Source organism: Rhizobium laguerreae (assembly GCF_019778565.1).
In the GTDB taxonomy this organism is placed as follows: domain Bacteria; phylum Pseudomonadota; class Alphaproteobacteria; order Rhizobiales; family Rhizobiaceae; genus Rhizobium; species Rhizobium laguerreae.
Genome location: NZ_JAAXQT010000001.1, coordinates 359,211 through 375,678, shown reverse-complemented (window position 1 = coordinate 375,678; position 16,468 = coordinate 359,211). Strand labels below are relative to the sequence as shown.

The following is a 16,468-nucleotide window of genomic DNA, read 5'->3' as shown; positions in this document are numbered from 1 at the left end:
TGACATGACGCGCGTTCAGGCGAACCTCCTCCTATTGCTTGCAGCTGCCATCTGGGGCGGCGGCTTCGTCGCGCAGTCGACGGCGATGAAGGCGATCGGTCCCTTCTGGTTCATCGGCCTGCGTTTTGCCGTCGCCACGCTGGCTGTGCTGCCCTTCGTCCTTTTTGAAGCGCGCAAGGCAAAGGAGAAGACCAGCGCGCGCCATGCGAAGCTCTATTTCCTGACCGGCCTTGCCCTTTTCGGCGGCGCCGCCACGCAGCAGGTCGGCCTGCAGACGACGACGGTGACCAATTCCAGCTTCATCACCGGCCTCTATGTCGTCTTCGTGCCGCTGATCGCCGTGTTCTTCCTGCGCCGTGCCCCGCATTGGATCATCTGGCCGGGGGCGCTGATGGCGGTCACCGGCATCTATCTCCTGTCCGGCGGCCATCTCTCGGCGCTGACACCCGGCGATCTGCTGACCGTCGTCTGTGCCGTCTTCTGGGCGATCCAGATCACCCTTGCCGGCACGACCGTTTCCGAGACCGGAAGGCCGCTCGCGCTCTCCGCCACGCAATTTGCCGTCACCGCAGTCTGTGCGCTGGCCGTTGCTGCAGCCGTCGAATCCGTCAGCCTTTCGGCGATACAGGCGGCGGCGCCGGAGATCCTTTATGTCGGCATCTTCTCGTCAGGCCTGGCTTTTGTGCTGCAGGTGATCGGCCAGCGCTACACGACGCCCTCGCAGGCCGCGATCTTTCTTTCTTCCGAAGCGCTCTTCGGCGCCTCGCTTGCAGCCCTGCTGCTCGGCGAAACGATGCCGGCAACAGGTTATGCAGGCTGCGCGCTGATGTTTATCGCTATGCTTGTGGTCGAACTCGTGCCGGGACTGACCCGCCGACGCCTGCCAGCCACGTGAACACGCGTCCAAATATGGCTGGGCCACACATCGGGAAAAAAATTTATCGGACGCGGGAGACGCGTTAACGTTGCATTTTTGGGAAAATCTGCTCGGAACTTATATTGCCGACGATATAAAACGTTAATCATTCCCTATCGGCGAAGGAAATTTTGCGTTTTTGCGCAAATTGGACACCGGCGGGGGTGTGCCCCGAACGACACGTTAAAAAACTTTTGCTTGCCAAAATCCTTTAAACGCAGCACTCTCAGCGCGTTCGGGCATTTTGCGAGCATGGGAAGTCCTTAAGTATTTGCGCGCCGGGAACGCTAATATCCCGGTCAGCCGGTTCCGAAAATGGCGGGCGAAAGTCCTGCCCGGAACAGGCCGAGGTAGAGGGGACCTTTTTCTCAAATTTCAAGAATTGCCTGCCAACACCTCCCGCAAGGAGGCAATGCTATGATGCTGCCCGTGTGGATGGCGGGCAGAGAGAAAAGGACCTGAGGCATGGCAGAGACTGGCACTGTAAAATTCTTCAATACCGACAAGGGCTTCGGCTTCATCAAGCCGGACCGGGGCGGCGCCGATATCTTCGTTCACATTTCTGCCGTTCAGGCCTCCGGCCTGGCCGGTCTGACGGAAAACCAGAAGGTAAGCTTCGACACGGAGCCGGATCGCCGCGGCAAGGGGCCGAAGGCCGTCAATCTGCAGATTGCGGGCTGAACCCTTAACAAGGCTGGCGTATTCGAGTTGAAGCCCGGCAGCAATGCCGGGTTTTGTCGTTCAGCCTTCGTTCAGCTACAGGTCTGTACGACTGTGACCATCGAGAAAGGGACCGGCGTTCGGTTCCCGGGATTAGGATTATGCTTATGAACAGGCTCGCCAAGACCCTTTTGCTGACGGCAACCGCTGCCGCACTCACGCTTTCCGCCATCGGTGAAGCGTCGGCCCGCGACCGCCACTGGCGCCATGGCAATCACGGCAACAACGATGCGTGGGTCGGCGGCGCCGTCGGCCTTGCGACCGGCTTGATCGTCGGCTCTGCCATCGCCAATGCCAATAACGGTCCGGTTTACGAAGAGCGGCGCTACATCGACCCGGCCTACGAGCCGGATTACTACGAGCCCGCTCCGGTCTATCGCGCGCCCCGCCGCGTCTATGTCGACCAGCCGCAATATTACGCGCCGGTTCGCACGGCGGTTGAGCCCTGGTCGCCGCAATGGCAGCGCTACTGCTCCTACCGTTACCGCTCCTTCGATCCGCGCAGCGGCACCTACATCGGCTATGACGGCCGCCGCCACTTCTGCACCGCCGGCTGATTTCACAACAATCCCTGCTACAAAGCGCCGCTTCTCAGCGGCGCTTTTGTTTTTGCCTCGTCAACCGGCCTTCTTTTCCCAAGGCATCGGTCCTGCCTCGGCATCCGGCTCAAAATCGGTCGAGACGCTGACGGCGCGCCATTCACGATCGGCCTCGATACGCGCCGCATCCGCTTTCTCGACATTGCGCACGGCATCGCTGCCGAGCAGCAGCCGGAACGGCGGCTCGTCGAGACCGGCAATGTGGATGACGACCGCGGCCGCTTTGGCGGGATCGCCGGGTTGGCGGCCGTTGTACGCACGCTGGAAGCGCACCGTAGCACCGACCGTCTCCGCATAGTCCTGCCGCCCTTCGGCAAGCACCGTCGAGGAGCCGGCGAAATCGGTCCTGAAGCCGCCGGGCTCGATCACCGTCACCTTGATCCCGAATGGCGCGACCTCCTTCGCCAGCACCTCGGAAAAACCCTCGACACCGAATTTCGCCGCCGAATAGGCGCCGCGCCCGGCAGGTCCGATCCGGCCGCCGACGGATGAGAACTGGATGATGTGCCCCTCTCCCTGCCCGCGCATCAGGGCGATGACTGCCTTGGTCATGATGATCGTGCCGAAGAGATTGGTCTCGATCTGGGCTCGAAAATCGGCAAGGCTGGTATCCTCGATCGAGCCGACATTGCCGTAGCCGGCATTGTTAACAAGCACGTCGATGCGCCCGAACCGCTTCACACCAGCCTTAACTGCCGCCGCTGCCGCCGCCTCGTCGGTCACGTCAAGCGCCAGCGTCAGCACCTGATCGCCATACCGCTCGGAAAGATCGGCAAGCTGGCCGGGATCGCGCGCTGTCGCCACCAGATTGTCGCCGGCGGCCAATACCGCCTCCGCCAGCGCCCGGCCGAGACCGCGTGAACTCCCTGTTATCAACCACACCCTGGACATCGGAAACCCTCCTTCTTTGGTTCCCGGCTCATGTATGGTCTATTGTATCCGATCGAAAGAAGGTACCCAGACGATCTATACACACCTTGAGGTAACTGACGTGAGTAGCGACATGTTCGATTTCTGCAGCAGCATGACGGACGAACAGGATGCGCGGGCCCGCGAACTGATCGAGCGGGCGGCAGCGAAATGGCCGCTGCGCATCCTGCATGTGCTCTCCGATGCCGGCGCGCCCCTGCGCTTCTCGCGCCTTATGGAGAGGGTCGAGGGCATCAGCCAGAAAGTGCTGACGCAGACGCTGCGCACCCTCGAAAAGGATGGCCTCGTCATCCGCACGCTTTATCCCCAAGTGCCGCCGCGCGTCGAATACGAGTTGACGCCGCTCGGACGCGACCTCCTCATGCAGGTCGCCTCGCTATGGCGCTGGATCGTCCAACGCCTGGACGATTTCGATGCGCGCAAAGCCGTGAAGCTGACGGCTACCGCCAACGCTTAAGCCGGAATGCGGATCGTTGCCCTCAACCCACCGAGCGGGCTGTCACTGAGCGTGACGTTGCCGCCGTGGCTGCGGGCAATGTCGCGGGCGATCGCCAGGCCGAGCCCGGTGCCTGACGCATCGAGGTTGCGCGCCGTATCCAGCCGGAAGAACGGCTTGAACACGTCCTCACGGTTCTTTTCGGGAATGCCAGGCCCGTCATCGTCGAAGATGACGGTCAGCCATTTGGCATTGTGCTTGGCCTCGATGTCGAGCCTATCGGCATACCGGCGCGCATTCGAGGCAAGGTTGGTGACGAGACGCATGAAGGCGTTCGGCCTAACGGAGATATCGTCATCGCCCTCGATGGAATAGCTGAATTTTTTACCGTGCAGGGCAAAATCGGATTCCAGCTTTGCGAAGATCTCACTGAGTTTCAGCTCGCCGACATCCTCTTCGACCTCGCCGCGTGCGAAGGCCATGTAGGCCTCCAGCATGGTCTGCATGTCGTTGACGTCATCGTTGAGGCCATGCAGGTCGGGATTGTCGCCGGCCAGCGCCAGCTGCAGCTTGAAGCGGGTGAGGATGGTGCGCAGATCATGGCTGACGCCGGAGAGCATCGCGGTGCGCTGCTCGATCTGCCGTTCGATTCGTTCGCGCATCAAAATGAAGGCAAGGCCGGCGCGCCTCACCTCGTCGGCGCCCCGCGGATAGAAATTATCGGGCTTCTGCCCCTTGCCGAAGCTTTCGGCCGCGCGCGCCAAGGTCAGGATCGGCCGGATCTGGCCGCGCAGGAAGAGGATCGAGATGCCGATCAGCACCAGCGAGGTGCCGACCATCCAGACGATGAAGATGTGCGTGTTCGAGGCATAGGTCTGGCTGCGCTTGGTCAGCACCCGCAGGATCTTGTTGTCGAGTTTGATGCGGATCTCGACGAGGTTCGAGTTGCCGACCGTGTCGATCCAGAAAGGCCGATGGATCTCGTCGGTGATCTCGTCGCTGAGGATGCCGTCGAGGATCGAGAAGAACGGCTTGACGCGCGGTGGCGGCAGGTCGCCGTCCGGCTCGATCGAGATCTGCAGGCTGAGCTGGTCGCGGGCGATGCGGATGATTTCGCTATAGTCCGAATTTTGCGGATAGGTCTCGATGATCTCGATGATCGCGGCGATGTCGCGGGTAACCGCAAGCGACAGCCGCTCCGTTACCATTTGCCAGTGGCGCTCCATGAAAACGGCGGCGACGACGGATTGCAGGAGTACCATCGGAATGATGATGATCAGCAGCGAGCGCGCGTAAAGTCCGGTCGGCAGCCGCCGGCGCAGCCAGCGGACGATCGAGCGCCAGCCCGGCGCAGAAGTGCGGTCTTCCCGCCGCAAGCTGTCGATCGTCACCATCAGCGCCGGTCCCGAACCTTGAGTTTAGTCGATGCTCAGCCTGTATCCGATGCCGCGCACGGTCTGCAGCCAGACGGGATTGGCGGGATCGTCCTCGATCTTACGCCTCAGCCGGTTGATCTGCACGTCGATCGTCCGCTCGCCGACTTCGGTATCGTTGCCGATCAGTTCATGGCGGGGGATCGTGTCGCCGGCGCGCCGCGCAAAGAGCAGCATGATCTCCTGCTCGCGGTCGGTGAGCCGGATCACCTCGCTGGCTTTCTTCAGCTCTTTGCGGGTCAGCGAGAAAGTGTAGGGGCCGAACATCACCTGTTCGATCTTCGGTCCCTCGCCGCCGGCGTTGCGGCGCAGGATATTGTTGATGCGCAGCACCAGTTCGCGCGGGTCGAAGGGCTTGGAAAGATAGTCGTCGGCGCCCGCCTCAAGGCCTTCGATGCGGTTGCCCGATTCTGCCAGCGCCGTCAGCATGATGATCGGGACGTTCTTGATGGCGCGAAGCCCGCGGGTAACCTCGATGCCGGATTCGCCGGGCATCATCACATCCATGATGATCAGGTCGAAGTCGAGACCCGCAAGCTTGCGCTGCGCCTCGGCGCCGTCGGCGGCGACGGTGACGCGGAAGCCGTTCTCGGCGAGATAACGATTGAGCAGCGCACGGATGCGGGAGTCGTCATCGACCACCAGCAAGTGCGCCGCATCATCGGAAATATCTGTCTTGACCGCCATTCAATCCGCCTTCTGTCTGTCCCGCATGCCGCTGAGGAAAGCTTTTACGCCCTCCCGCACCTCCGCAGAAGCCCCTTCGAATGCCCGCTCAATGCGGCGCGATTGCGGCTCGGCAAGGGCAAGCGCCAGCTCACGCCCCGATTTCGTCGGATAGAGCTTACGCTGCCGCCGGTCTTCAGGACCTGCCACCTGGCGAATATAGCCTGAGTCGATCAGCTGTTTCAGCACCCTTGCAAGGCTCTGCTTGGTGATCTTCAGCGTTTCGAGAAGATCGGCTACCGTCATGCCGGGATTGCGGTTGACGAAATGTACGACGCGGTGATGCGCCCGGCCGAAGCCGCTCTTTTCGAGGATAGCGTCAGGATCGGAAACGAAGTCGCGATAGGCGAAGAAGAACAGCTCGATGATCTCGAAATCGATGATATCAGTATCTTCCATCGGCGTGGCTAGCGGCTCCGGCTTGCCTGCTTTCGGGCCGGTCTGTCGTGACACTCGGCATTTCCTTTCTTTTCCGCGCGCTGCCGGAAGCTTTCGCGAAGATATGTCAGCCTTATTGACATAAATTTGCGTCGCTATCAGCTTCCACGAACTCTGCGGGAGCCCGCACGGCCTCTCATTTCCCTGGCATTTCCCCGGAAAACAAGGCCCGTCCGGCACTCCGACGCAATACGCGATTTCCCCTTGCGTCTGTGGATAAAACGTAATGGGGATAACAATCAACAGGCATGGGGCGTGAAGCGCCGGAGGAGTCTGGGGAGATGATGCTCGATTATCTCGGTCAGGTCACTGATGCGACCGGCGCCAACATCTTCTTCATCAAGGATGGCGTCATTCACACGCCGACCCCGGGTTGCTTTCTGAACGGTATCACCCGCCAGACGTCATCAACCCGGTTTCCGAAATCGGCCCGTATCGCTTCACGCCGTCGATGATCTCGAAACACGGATGAACGACCACATGAAGGAAGTCTATCCGGCGGCGGTCGCCGCCGAATAAGCCCCTCACGCAATCGGTCCGGCTACCGCATAATTCCTTAAATCGGAATCGATTTAAGGATGCAGCTACGGCGTCCTTTGCGGCTCTCGAAAAGACGTGCGGCGCTGTAGATACAGACCCGTCGGGCCTTTTATCTATGCGCCCGTGCCATGACCAGTCCGGCGAGCGTCGAGAGAATGCCGCCGCCGATCAAACCGCCGATGCCGTCGGCGATCAGGCCGGTCATAGCCGCTTCCCCACCGACCATGCTGAGCAGCATACCGCCGGCAACGCCGCCGATCGCACCCGCGATCGTACGGGCGACGACATTGATCGCCTGCTGCTTCAAAGCGGCGCCCGCGGCGTTGCCGCCGATTGCACCGGCAATCAATTGGGTGATGAGCGGAAGTAGCGCTTCCATGATTTCCTCCTCTGGCGATCTCCCCGACCGCCGATCCATGCCGAACCTTCGGCATATTAGTATATTATCATATTTCGGAGGAAAGCGTTAAGAAAAATCAACCGATGCGGGATTAAGGCAGGGAGAACCGCCCCGGAACGAGGCGGTCCGACGTCCGCCTCGCCTCGTTTCTGTCGATCACGTCACTGATAGACGTAGACGATCCGGCGTGTACCGGGATCGACCAGCACCGGCCGGTCGTTGATCCTGGTATAGCGATACTCGTAATCCGGGATCGACTGGAAGGTGACATCGGCAGGCACTTCCGCGCCGACGACGACGTCACCGCCGAGCTGCACCGTCTCACCCGGATTGGTCTCGATGTAGGTGCGGACTGTCTCCGGTGGGGTGATGGTCTCGACCGCACCGACGGGGCCGAGCAACTCGTCGCCCGGTGCCGGCTGCGGATCGGCCGGAACGACACTCGCGGTCGACTCGTAAGTCACGCTGGGAACGCCGATCTCGGCGCGGTGCTGTTCGACGATAACAGACGTGCCGCCATGATCGACCTGCAGATAATCAGCATAGACCCAGCCGCGCATGCCGTTGACGTCGACGCGGCACCAGCGGCTGCCTTCGATGCAGCCGTCGAGGACCGCGGTCGAGCCGCGGGTGGCAAGGCCGACCGAGGGATATTGCGGGCCCGGGCCGGCGCGAACGTTGAGATCATTGACCGTTGTCGCCATCATCTCCGCCTGCGCAAGACCGCCGCTCGCCAGGAGCACGGCTCCAGCCAACAGAATGTTTCTCTTCAACGTCATGTGAGCGTCTCCTTGGTTTCGATGCGCTGACAACGCGCGGGGTTCCCCGATGTTCCCCGGCACTCCGCCCAGCGAAACGCCGCTTGTCGGAGATTTCATCCAAGTACCTTGAAGAATTAAACAAAATTCGATTTTTCCGCTCTACGGCAGTGGCCAAGAGAGGCATAAACTCTTGTTTCAGTCCGTCTTTTTGCCGTGAGGCAGGCCGCAATGGCGGAAGATTCCGGCTGTCCTTGCCGTGGTTTCGGATATACCCGAAGCAATAGAGATACGAAGCGAGGCACATATGGGCATGCTCCAGGCCGGCATCATTCCGGTGACACCCTTCCAGCAGAACTGCACGATCTTCTTCGATCCCGATACCAAGGAAGGCGTCGTCGTCGATCCCGGCGGCGACGTGCCGCTCATCCTGCAGGCGATTGCCCAGAACGGCCTGACCATCAATGAAATCTGGCTGACACACGGCCATCTCGACCATGCGGGCGGCGCCAGTGAATTGAAGGAGGCCCTCGGCGTCGACGTGGTCGGCCCGCATCAGGACGATCTGCCGCTGCTGCAACGGATCGAAACCCAGGCTGAAAAATACGGCATATCAGGATTGCGCGACGTCGTGCCCGACCGCTGGCTGAAGGACGGCGACAAGATCTCTTTCGGCGCCCATGAATTCGAAGTCTATCACACGCCCGGCCATGCCCCCGGCCACGTCATCTATTTCAACCGTGCGCAGAATTTCGCCCATCTCGGCGACGTGCTTTTCAACGGCTCGATCGGCCGCACCGACCTGCCGGGCGGCAATCATCAGCAGCTTCTCGATTCGATCCGCGACAAGGTATTGCCGCTCGGCGACGACGTCGGCTTCATCTGCGGCCACGGCCCCGGCAGCCGCATCGGCGACGAGCGGCGAAGCAATCCATTCCTGCAGGAGATCAAACCTCGTGGAGGATCCGATCCTGCCACGTGAAGCCCGGAACAAATAGCTGTAAGCTCGCGCTCACATCATTCTTCTGCCGTTCGGCACCGGCTGTTCGACCGCAGCAAGCACGATCGCGCCGTTCTCATCCTCGAATCCCAGCGTCAGCACTTCCGAGCGGAACGGCCCGATCTGGCGCGGCGGGAAGTTGACGACGCCGAGCACCTGCCGGCCGATCAGGCTTTCCGTCGTATAATGCACGGTGATCTGCGCTGAGGACTTTTTGATGCCGATGTCAGGACCAAAATCGATCAGGAGTTTGAACGCCGGCTTGCGCGCCTCCGGAAAGGGGCCGGCTTCGATGATCGTGCCGACGCGGATATCGACACGCTCGAAATCGGCGTAGGTGATCTCTTCTGCCATATGGTCTCCGTCAGCCAGCCAGTTCCTCGGCTCGCTTGCGCGCCGCCGCAAGGGCTGCGTCGAACAAGGGCTGCATGCCGTCTTCGGCCATCAGCACGGCGAGCGCCGCCGCCGTCGTGCCGCCGGGAGAGGTCACATTTTCCCGCAGCCGCGAAGCGTCGTCGGGGGACTGGTGCATGAGTTCACCAGCCCCCGCGACTGTTTCCCGCGCAAGACGCATGGCGAGGTCCGCCTGCAGGCCGAGTTTACGGCCTGCCTCCGCCATACATTCGACGAGATAGAATACATAAGCCGGACCGCTGCCCGAAAGCGCCGTCACGGCATCGATATCGGCTTCCGCCGGCACCCATTCGACCGGCCCCGAGACGTGCAGAAGGGCATGGACGCGTTCGCGCTGCGGATCGCTGACCCCTGAATTCGCAAAAGCACCGGTGACGCCGCGCCCGACCATGGCTGGCGTGTTCGGCATGGCCCGCACCATGGCGGCCTTGCCGAGATGTTTCTCGAGGAAACCGAGCGTCTTGCCGGCCGCGACCGAGACGACGACCGTGTCCGGCCCGATGGCACTCTTCACCGCCGGCAGCACCGTCTCCATCACCTGCGGCTTGACTGCCAGAAACAGCACGCTTGCCTTCAAATCCGTAGGAAGCGCAGTCAGATGGGTCGCGCCAGCCTCGCTGATCGTCGAAAGCATCGCCGGCGACGGGCCCGGATCGACAACGATGACGGCCGAGCCCGGAACGCCGCTTTTCAGCCAGCCGGAGAGCATCGCCCCGCCCATGTTTCCGGCACCGATCAGAACGACGGGATGTGTCGAGGAGAAAGCCTTCGTCGGCATCTTATGCCTCGCCGACCGTTTCAAACAGCACGGCTTCCATCGCCTTCGTCGCTTCCATGCCGGACCAGACGACGAACTGGAATGCCTGGAAATAGGCCTCGCAGGTGTCAAGCGCGCTGGAAAGCAGCACCTCCACCTGGCGATTGGTAGGCTCCGCACCGCCGGCAAGCAGCAGCGATTGGCGGAAAATGACGACATCTTCCTGGCGCCAGAGGTCGAAATGACCCATCAGCACCTGCCCGTTGATCGCCGAGAGCAGCTTGACCACCTCGTTGACCCTGATGTCGGGAACTTTGATATCGAAGGCGCAGCCAAGGTGCAGCGCCTCGAATTCCTCCATCCAGGAGAAGGAGACGTGGTAGTCCGTCCAGCGGCCCTCGACCGTCATCGCGATCTCGTCCTCGCCGGACCGTTCGAACGACCAGTCGTTGTTGGAGGCAACGTACTCGATCATATCGACCGGGTTCGACTGACGCTCGACTTCCAATTCCATCAGGTTCATGCAGCACCTTCTTGACCGGAACGAATGCGACTAACTTGGTGTACGAACACAAGAAAGACACACGCAAAATACCGGAACCACCACTCGGATGATCGTTGAACCGCTGCCAGACTTAACGCAGATAACCTGCCCGGAGCTTACCACGTCGCTTCGAATCATCATTTAAAATCAGTGTATAGCGCCCCTGGTCCCCTGCCAGCCCCCCGAACCGAAAATAGGACCGACCACTGTGGAAAGGCTCTTCGAAATTCAATTCAGAAGGGAGAATAAGCGACTCTGCGAATTGGCTTTTTTGGCAGTGTCCACAGGTGGAAAACTCACCTGGTTTTTTTAAGGAAGATGCGGCGTGTGGCATGAAGGCAACGCCGCATCTGTGTCGTATCGGGACTTAAGCGCCCTCGCCGGCAAGCTTCGCCTCGAGTGCTGCGATGCGGGCGGCAAGCGCCTCGTTCTCGTCGCGTGCCTTGATCGCCATCTCGCGCACGGCCTCGAACTCCTCGCGCTTGACGATGTCCATGCTGTTCAGCCAACGCTCGGCTTGGGCGTTGAAGGCGGTTTCGATCTCCTTGCGGACGCCCTGGGCGGCACCGGCCGCATCGGTCATCAGCTTGGCGAATTCGTCCATGATGCGGTTCGTTCCGGTCGTCATGGCGTTTTTCTCCCTTCGCATGAGGTGAATTCAGCCCTTCAGGGCCTCGAGGATTGAGGTAGGGCTTCGCCATCGACGATGCAAGCGCTTTACACGGGATAAGCTTGCCGGAACCGGCCGGGAACGGGCCATCACGAACAATGGACTTGACCGTCCGGGATCGCAGCGGCATGTTCCGCGCAACTCAACAGGTGGAAAACCTTGCCGACAGCAGCCAATCTCCTTGCCATCATGCCTTTCCCGGATATCGATCCGATCGCCGTTTCGATCGGCCCGCTGGCGATTCATTGGTACGGTCTCGCCTATGTCGCCGGCATCCTGCTCGGCTGGGCCTATGCGCGTCGCATCGCCGCCAATGACAGTCTCTGGCCCGGCAACGTCTCGCCGATATCAAAGACGCAGCTCGATGATTTCATCGTCTGGGCAGCGCTTGGCGTCGTCCTCGGCGGTCGTCTCGGCTATATTTTCTTCTATGATCTCCCCGCCGTCCTGCGCACTCCCGTCCGTGCGCTCGAGATCTGGAACGGCGGCATGTCCTTCCATGGCGGTCTGACCGGCACGACGATCGCCATGATCCTCTTTGCCCGCCGTAACGCCATCCCGGTCTGGAGCCTGTTCGACATTGTCGCCGCCGTCGTTCCCTTCGGTCTGTTCTTCGGCCGCATCGCCAATTTCATCAATGGCGAGCTGTGGGGCCGGTTGACCGACGTGCCCTGGGCCGTTGTCTTCCCGACCGGCGGTCCCTTCGCCCGCCATCCGAGCCAGCTTTACGAAGCCGGTCTCGAAGGCATCGTTCTGCTCCTGGTGCTGGCCGCCTTCGTCTATGGCATGCGCGCGCTGAAAAGCCCCGGCTTCATTACAGGCGTCTTCGTCTGCGGTTATGCGCTGTCGCGCATCTTCGTCGAATTCTTCCGCGAGCCTGATGCCCAGCTCGGTTACCTGCTCGGCACGAACTGGCTGACCATGGGCATGGTGCTCTCCTTCCCGATGATCCTGCTTGGCCTCTGGGCGATGCTGCGGGCCCGCCGCCAGGCTGCGCTGCAGCTCTGAAACGGCAGGACGCGCGACATGACCACCGCTCTAGGCGAAAAGATCAAGGCGATTATCCAGGCCAACGGCCCGATCAGCGTCACCGATTATTTCTCGCTCTGCCTCGCAGACCCCGAACACGGCTATTACCGCACCCGCGAGCCCTTCGGCCGTTCCGGTGATTTCGTCACCGCGCCCGAAGTCAGCCAGATCTTCGGCGAGATGATCGGCGTCTTCATCGTCCATGCGTGGCAGCGCCATGGCACACCGACAGACGTCCGCCTCGTCGAGATCGGCCCCGGCCGCGGCACCATGATGGCCGACATGCTGCGCGTCATTTCCCGCATCGCTCCACCGCTTTTCGACGCGATGACCGTGCATCTCGTCGAAACCAGCGAGCGCCTGCGCGACGTTCAGAGCCAGACGCTCGAACCCCACGGCGACAAGATCACCTGGCACGATGGCTTCGACGAAGTACCGCCCGGCTTCACGCTGATTGCCGCCAACGAACTCTTCGACGCCATCCCGATCCGCCAGTTCGTCCGCATGCCAACGGGGTTCCGTGAGCGCATGGTCGGTATCGACGCCGATGGCGAGCTGACTTTCGCCGCCGGCGTCGCCGGCCTCGATCCCACCTTGCTGCCCGAACCGGTGCAGAACGTGCCGGTCGGCACGCTCTTCGAGATCTCGCCTGCTCGCCAGGCGGTGATGATGGCGATCTGCGAGCGGCTGCGCGCCTTCGGCGGCACGGCGCTTACGATCGACTACGGCCATCTCGTCACCGGTTTCGGAGATACGCTGCAGGCCGTGCGCATGCATGAATTCGACCCGCCGCTCGCCCATCCCGGCGAAGCCGATCTGACGAGCCATGTCGACTTCCAGCAGCTCGCCGAAACGGCACTTGCGGCCGGCCTCCATCTGAACGGCGCCCTGCATCAGGGTGATTTCCTGACCGGCCTCGGCATCATCGAGCGCGCAACCGCGCTCGGCCGCGATCGCGAACCGCAAACCCAGCAGGTCATCCAGGCGGCGGTCGAAAGGCTCGCCGGCGCCGGTGAAGGCCGGATGGGCGAACTGTTCAAGGTGATGGCGGTCTCCTATCCCCCCCTCGATCTCATGCCCTTTCGTCCGGTGGATTGACAGGGCGCACGCGGCTGGTTCAACATCGGCCCGAAACAAGAACTTAGAGCGCGCCGCATATGCGATGCGCTTGGGATAATAACAAACCCCTCGAAAACCCCGGAATCACAGATGCAGGACGCGGCCTCTCCCGCACCGATCGAAAGCGCGCTGCTGAACGAAGCGACGGGCGCCACGATCCGGCACGGATATTTCACTCGGGCCGGCGGCGTTTCGGAGGGGCTGTATCGTGGCCTTAACGTCGGCCTCGGCTCCAGCGACGAACGCGACAAGGTCCTGGAAAACCGCCGTCGCGTCGCCGCCTGGTTCGGCTTGCCGGTCGAGCGGCTGGCAACCACGCATCAGGTCCATTCCGCCGATGTCGTGACGATCGGCGCCGATTACGACGGCGCCCGCCCCGACGCGGATGCGATGGTGACCCGCACCCCTGGCATTGCGCTTGGCGTGCTCGCCGCCGATTGCGGACCCATCCTGTTTGCCGACCCCGACAATCGCGTCATCGGCGCCGCCCATGCCGGCTGGAAGGGCGCGCTGACGGGCGTGCTCGAAAATACCATCGCCGCCATGGAGGCGCTCGGTGCGGACCGCGCTCGCATCGTCGCTTGCCTCGGCCCCTCGATCAGCCAGGCGAGCTATGAGGTCGGCCCTGAGTTCGTCGAGCGTTTCGTCGCCGAAAACCCGGAGGACGAGCGCTATTTCGTGCCTTCCGCAACGCCCGGCCACGCTATGTTCGACCTGCCGGCGCTGACCGTCGACCGGCTGACGAAAGCCGGCGTGCGTGCCGAAAGCCTCGGCCTCTGCACCTATGTGGACAACGAGCGCTTCTTTTCCTACCGCAGGACGACACATCGCAAGGAGCCGGATTACGGCCGCCAGATTTCCGCGATATCAATTAGGGAGACTTGAGCAGAATGGCACTGCACTTCGAAAAGGCCGAATTCGCAAGCCGGCTTGCGCGCCTCACCGAGAAGATGAAGGAAGAAAAGCTCGACGCCTTGCTGCTCTTCGCCCAGGAAAGCATGTACTGGCTGACGGGCTACGACACCTTCGGCTACTGCTTCTTCCAGACGCTGGTCGTCAAGAGCGACGGCACCATGGCGCTGATCACCCGCTCGGCCGATCTTCGCCAGGCTAGGCATACCTCGATCCTTGAGGACATCCATATCTGGGTCGACCGGGTCAATGCCGACCCGACGCTCGACCTGAAGAACCTGCTGGTCGAAATGGACCTGCTCGGCGCCCGCATCGGCATCGAATATGATACGCACGGCATGACCGGCCGCGTCGCCCGGCTGCTCGACGCGCAATTGACCACCTTCGGCCAGATCGTCGACGCTTCCTACCTCGTCAGCCGCCTGCGCCTGATCAAGAGCCCGACGGAGGTCGCCTATGTCGAGCGCGCCGCCGTGCTCGCCGACGATGCGCTCGATGCCGCGATCCGTCTGACAAAACCCGGCGCCGACGAGGCCGATATCCTCGCCGCCATGCAGGGCGCGATCTTTTCCGGCGGCGGCGACTACCCCGCCAACGAGTTCATCATCGGCTCCGGCGCCGACGCCCTGCTTTGCCGCTACAAGGCCGGCCGCCGCAAGCTCGACGCCAACGACCAACTGACGCTCGAATGGGCCGGCGCCTATGCGCATTACCATGCCGCCATGATGCGCACGATCGTCATCGGCGAGCCGACGCATCGCCACCGCGAGCTTTACAACGCCTGCCGCGAAACAATCGAAGCGATCGAGACCGTGCTCAAGCCCGGCCAGACCTTCGGCGATGTCTTCGACATGCATGCCAGGATCATCGACGAGCGCGGCCTGGCCCGCCACCGGCTGAATGCCTGTGGTTATTCGCTCGGCGCCCGCTTCTCGCCCTCCTGGATGGAGCATCAGATGTTCCATGTCGGCAATCCGCAGCCGATCGAGCCGAACATGTCGCTCTTCGTGCACATGATCATCGCCGATTCCGATACGGGCACGGCGATGACGCTCGGCCAGACCTATCTGACGACTGCGGATGCGCCGCGCGCGCTATCCCGCCATCCGCTCGATTTCATCGGGCTCTGACCGGTGAGAATCCGGAATTGACAGACGACCGTCCCCACCCGCATAAATTCGGGTGGGGCTGATTGCGATTGCGGGAAGGACGGACCAAGGGATGACGCGAGCTGCGATTGTGCCCACGCTCCTGTTCGTCATGGCTCTACTGACAGCCTGCAACACGACCGATGCGCTGACGCCGCAGGTCGACATCGGCAATTCCTCCGGGGGCGCCCCGTCGAGCCCGGTGACGCAGAGCGAAGCCGAGCGCTTGGCAGGCACCCGCCAGCCGAGTTTCTCGGGAAGCTCGCAGCAGGGCGGCTACCATCCAGCCTATGGTCAGTCGCAGCGGGCCTATCGACCCGGCACCGGCGCGGCGCCGACGACGATGCAGGAACAGGCAGACGCCCTGTCGAGAAGCGGCTCCTCACCGGCCGCCTCTGCCCCGATCGACGGACAATCGCTGCCCCCACCGGCGGCCAGTGATGAACTTGCCGCACAGCCGGCTCCGCCGGCCGAGGCACAACAGCCGCAGCAGACCGCCGCCCTCCCCCCCAGTTCCTCCTCCGCCCGCGGCAATACCGTGCGCTTCCTACCGATCATCGGCGCGCCGGTGCAGGCCGTGACACCGCTCTCGCGCCAGCTCGGTGCCGAAGCGCGCGCGCACGGCCTTTCCATCAAGAGTTCGAACGACGCGAGCAGCGACTACATCCTCAAGGGCTACCTCTCCGCCTTCAGCGACGACGGCAAGGTCACCGTGGTCTATGTCTGGGACATTCTCGACAGCGGCGGGGGCCGCCTGCACCGCATCCAGGGCCAGGAAAGCGTGCCGACGGCCGCGGCCAATCCATGGGCGGGCGTTCCGGCCTCGGTGATGCAGCAGATCGCCTCGAAAACCATCGCGGAATTCTCTTCCTGGCGGCAGGCTCAGGGAGGTTAGTCACAAACTTTTTGCAAATATGGAAGGCTGTGGCGCCTTTGCCCTTGCATTCACGGGGAAGCTGACTAAAAAGCGCGGCTATCA

The 16,468-nt window shown here is 62.1% G+C and carries 20 protein-coding genes and 1 pseudogene; 11 read left to right on the top strand and 10 right to left on the bottom strand.

Annotated features, from left to right (window positions below; translation table 11 throughout):
* Positions 1-4 precede the first annotated feature (4 nt).
* The 3 genes from HFO71_RS01815 to HFO71_RS01805 all read left to right on the top strand — a co-directional run bounded on the left by HFO71_RS01815 (position 5) and on the right by HFO71_RS01805 (position 2,193).
* Entirely contained in the window at positions 5-895 is an 891-nt protein-coding gene (locus tag HFO71_RS01815) for a DMT family transporter (RefSeq protein WP_168259095.1), read from the top strand.
* A gap of 486 nt (positions 896-1,381) precedes the next feature.
* On the top strand, positions 1,382-1,597 hold the full coding sequence (locus tag HFO71_RS01810) for a cold-shock protein (RefSeq protein WP_003561293.1): 216 nt from the start codon (positions 1,382-1,384) through the stop codon (positions 1,595-1,597).
* Between the two features lie 140 nt (positions 1,598-1,737).
* Positions 1,738-2,193: a BA14K family protein gene (locus tag HFO71_RS01805; RefSeq protein ID WP_206112777.1), complete on the top strand. Its 456-nt coding sequence runs from the start codon at positions 1,738-1,740 to the stop codon at positions 2,191-2,193.
* Positions 2,194-2,253: 60 nt separating this feature from the next.
* Here the strand turns inward: HFO71_RS01805 and HFO71_RS01800 are convergent, their stop codons facing one another.
* Positions 2,254-3,126 (bottom strand): oxidoreductase, encoded by an 873-nt coding sequence (locus HFO71_RS01800; RefSeq protein ID WP_168259093.1) that lies wholly within the window; start codon positions 3,124-3,126, stop codon positions 2,254-2,256.
* Positions 3,127-3,160: 34 nt separating this feature from the next.
* Between HFO71_RS01800 and HFO71_RS01795 the strand changes: the two genes are divergently transcribed.
* Entirely contained in the window at positions 3,161-3,622 is a 462-nt protein-coding gene (locus HFO71_RS01795; RefSeq protein WP_168340216.1) for a winged helix-turn-helix transcriptional regulator, read from the top strand.
* On the opposite strand, the gene HFO71_RS01790 is transcribed toward HFO71_RS01795, so the two are convergent.
* From HFO71_RS01790 to HFO71_RS01780, 3 genes are read right to left on the bottom strand one after another with little or no spacing between them, the layout of a single operon-like run.
* Entirely contained in the window at positions 3,619-4,995 is a 1,377-nt protein-coding gene (locus HFO71_RS01790) for an ATP-binding protein (protein WP_025395442.1), read from the bottom strand. The genes HFO71_RS01795 and HFO71_RS01790 overlap by 4 nt on opposite strands.
* A 24-nt stretch (positions 4,996-5,019) precedes the next feature.
* On the bottom strand, positions 5,020-5,721 hold the full coding sequence (locus HFO71_RS01785; protein WP_011652933.1) for a response regulator: 702 nt from the start codon (positions 5,719-5,721) through the stop codon (positions 5,020-5,022).
* Complete coding sequence (locus tag HFO71_RS01780) at positions 5,722-6,213, bottom strand: MarR family winged helix-turn-helix transcriptional regulator (RefSeq protein WP_017989072.1); 492 nt, start codon at positions 6,211-6,213, stop codon at positions 5,722-5,724.
* Between the two features lie 220 nt (positions 6,214-6,433).
* Between HFO71_RS01780 and HFO71_RS01775 the strand changes: the two are divergent.
* A pseudogene (locus HFO71_RS01775) lies at positions 6,434-6,717 on the top strand (aminotransferase class IV); the annotation flags it as partial.
* Between the two features lie 130 nt (positions 6,718-6,847).
* On the opposite strand, the gene HFO71_RS01770 reads toward HFO71_RS01775, so the two are convergent.
* Positions 6,848-7,117 (bottom strand): hypothetical protein, encoded by a 270-nt coding sequence (locus HFO71_RS01770; protein ID WP_168340218.1) that lies wholly within the window; start codon positions 7,115-7,117, stop codon positions 6,848-6,850.
* A 182-nt stretch (positions 7,118-7,299) separates the two neighbouring features.
* Positions 7,300-7,917, bottom strand: a complete 618-nt coding sequence (locus HFO71_RS01765) for a DUF1236 domain-containing protein (protein WP_131630504.1) — start codon at positions 7,915-7,917, stop codon at positions 7,300-7,302.
* 286 nt (positions 7,918-8,203) lie between these two features.
* Between HFO71_RS01765 and HFO71_RS01760 the strand changes: the two genes are divergently transcribed.
* Complete coding sequence (locus tag HFO71_RS01760; protein ID WP_132610294.1) at positions 8,204-8,878, top strand: MBL fold metallo-hydrolase; 675 nt, start codon at positions 8,204-8,206, stop codon at positions 8,876-8,878.
* A gap of 30 nt (positions 8,879-8,908) precedes the next feature.
* Here HFO71_RS01760 and HFO71_RS01755 read toward each other — a convergent pair whose 3' ends face one another.
* The 4 genes from HFO71_RS01755 to HFO71_RS01740 all read right to left on the bottom strand — a co-directional run bounded on the left by HFO71_RS01755 (position 8,909) and on the right by HFO71_RS01740 (position 11,239).
* The gene (locus tag HFO71_RS01755) at positions 8,909-9,250 is read right to left on the bottom strand and encodes a tRNA-binding protein (protein ID WP_077978894.1); all 342 of its coding nucleotides are present in this window, start codon (positions 9,248-9,250) and stop codon (positions 8,909-8,911) included.
* Positions 9,251-9,260: 10 nt separating this feature from the next.
* Positions 9,261-10,088, bottom strand: coding sequence for a pyrroline-5-carboxylate reductase (gene proC, locus HFO71_RS01750; RefSeq protein ID WP_077978895.1), 828 nt, complete (start codon positions 10,086-10,088; stop codon positions 9,261-9,263).
* Position 10,089: 1 nt separating this feature from the next.
* Complete coding sequence (locus tag HFO71_RS01745) at positions 10,090-10,590, bottom strand: type III secretion system chaperone family protein (protein WP_003541709.1); 501 nt, start codon at positions 10,588-10,590, stop codon at positions 10,090-10,092.
* A gap of 388 nt (positions 10,591-10,978) precedes the next feature.
* Entirely contained in the window at positions 10,979-11,239 is a 261-nt protein-coding gene (locus tag HFO71_RS01740; RefSeq protein ID WP_003541711.1) for an accessory factor UbiK family protein, read from the bottom strand.
* Positions 11,240-11,440: 201 nt separating this feature from the next.
* On the opposite strand from HFO71_RS01740, the gene lgt reads away from it, so the two are divergent.
* From lgt to HFO71_RS01715, 5 genes are all read left to right on the top strand, one after another.
* Positions 11,441-12,289 carry a prolipoprotein diacylglyceryl transferase gene (lgt, locus tag HFO71_RS01735; protein ID WP_221968273.1) on the top strand — a complete coding sequence of 283 codons (849 nt, stop codon included), beginning with the start codon at positions 11,441-11,443 and terminating at the stop codon, positions 12,287-12,289.
* 18 nt (positions 12,290-12,307) lie between these two features.
* Positions 12,308-13,408, top strand: coding sequence for a class I SAM-dependent methyltransferase (locus HFO71_RS01730; protein ID WP_077978897.1), 1,101 nt, complete (start codon positions 12,308-12,310; stop codon positions 13,406-13,408).
* Between the two features lie 111 nt (positions 13,409-13,519).
* On the top strand, positions 13,520-14,314 hold the full coding sequence (gene pgeF / locus HFO71_RS01725) for a peptidoglycan editing factor PgeF (protein ID WP_077978898.1): 795 nt from the start codon (positions 13,520-13,522) through the stop codon (positions 14,312-14,314).
* A gap of 5 nt (positions 14,315-14,319) precedes the next feature.
* Positions 14,320-15,471: a M24 family metallopeptidase gene (locus HFO71_RS01720; protein WP_017961468.1), complete on the top strand. Its 1,152-nt coding sequence runs from the start codon at positions 14,320-14,322 to the stop codon at positions 15,469-15,471.
* Positions 15,472-15,562: 91 nt separating this feature from the next.
* On the top strand, positions 15,563-16,384 hold the full coding sequence (locus tag HFO71_RS01715) for a hypothetical protein (protein ID WP_221968275.1): 822 nt from the start codon (positions 15,563-15,565) through the stop codon (positions 16,382-16,384).
* Positions 16,385-16,468: the final 84 nt, after the last annotated feature.

Bases quoted from the DNA above. Each gene is read 5' to 3' on its own strand.
- proC (WP_077978895.1), bottom strand. From the start codon at position 10,088: ATGCCGACGAAGGCTTTCTCCTCGACACATCCCGTCGTTCTGATCGGT.
- HFO71_RS01805 (WP_206112777.1), top strand. From the start codon at position 1,738: ATGCTTATGAACAGGCTCGCCAAGACCCTTTTGCTGACGGCAACCGCT.
- HFO71_RS01760 (WP_132610294.1), top strand. From the start codon at position 8,204: ATGGGCATGCTCCAGGCCGGCATCATTCCGGTGACACCCTTCCAGCAG.
- HFO71_RS01770 (WP_168340218.1), bottom strand. From the start codon at position 7,117: ATGGAAGCGCTACTTCCGCTCATCACCCAATTGATTGCCGGTGCAATC.
- HFO71_RS01755 (WP_077978894.1), bottom strand. From the start codon at position 9,250: ATGGCAGAAGAGATCACCTACGCCGATTTCGAGCGTGTCGATATCCGC.
- HFO71_RS01740 (WP_003541711.1), bottom strand. From the start codon at position 11,239: ATGACGACCGGAACGAACCGCATCATGGACGAATTCGCCAAGCTGATG.
- HFO71_RS01745 (WP_003541709.1), bottom strand. From the start codon at position 10,590: ATGAACCTGATGGAATTGGAAGTCGAGCGTCAGTCGAACCCGGTCGAT.
- HFO71_RS01785 (WP_011652933.1), bottom strand. From the start codon at position 5,721: ATGGCGGTCAAGACAGATATTTCCGATGATGCGGCGCACTTGCTGGTG.
- HFO71_RS01810 (WP_003561293.1), top strand. From the start codon at position 1,382: ATGGCAGAGACTGGCACTGTAAAATTCTTCAATACCGACAAGGGCTTC.
- HFO71_RS01730 (WP_077978897.1), top strand. From the start codon at position 12,308: ATGACCACCGCTCTAGGCGAAAAGATCAAGGCGATTATCCAGGCCAAC.
- HFO71_RS01795 (WP_168340216.1), top strand. From the start codon at position 3,161: ATGGTCTATTGTATCCGATCGAAAGAAGGTACCCAGACGATCTATACA.
- HFO71_RS01800 (WP_168259093.1), bottom strand. From the start codon at position 3,126: ATGTCCAGGGTGTGGTTGATAACAGGGAGTTCACGCGGTCTCGGCCGG.
- HFO71_RS01765 (WP_131630504.1), bottom strand. From the start codon at position 7,917: ATGACGTTGAAGAGAAACATTCTGTTGGCTGGAGCCGTGCTCCTGGCG.
- HFO71_RS01815 (WP_168259095.1), top strand. From the start codon at position 5: ATGACGCGCGTTCAGGCGAACCTCCTCCTATTGCTTGCAGCTGCCATC.
- HFO71_RS01715 (WP_221968275.1), top strand. From the start codon at position 15,563: ATGACGCGAGCTGCGATTGTGCCCACGCTCCTGTTCGTCATGGCTCTA.
- pgeF (WP_077978898.1), top strand. From the start codon at position 13,520: ATGCAGGACGCGGCCTCTCCCGCACCGATCGAAAGCGCGCTGCTGAAC.
- HFO71_RS01720 (WP_017961468.1), top strand. From the start codon at position 14,320: ATGGCACTGCACTTCGAAAAGGCCGAATTCGCAAGCCGGCTTGCGCGC.
- HFO71_RS01790 (WP_025395442.1), bottom strand. From the start codon at position 4,995: ATGGTGACGATCGACAGCTTGCGGCGGGAAGACCGCACTTCTGCGCCG.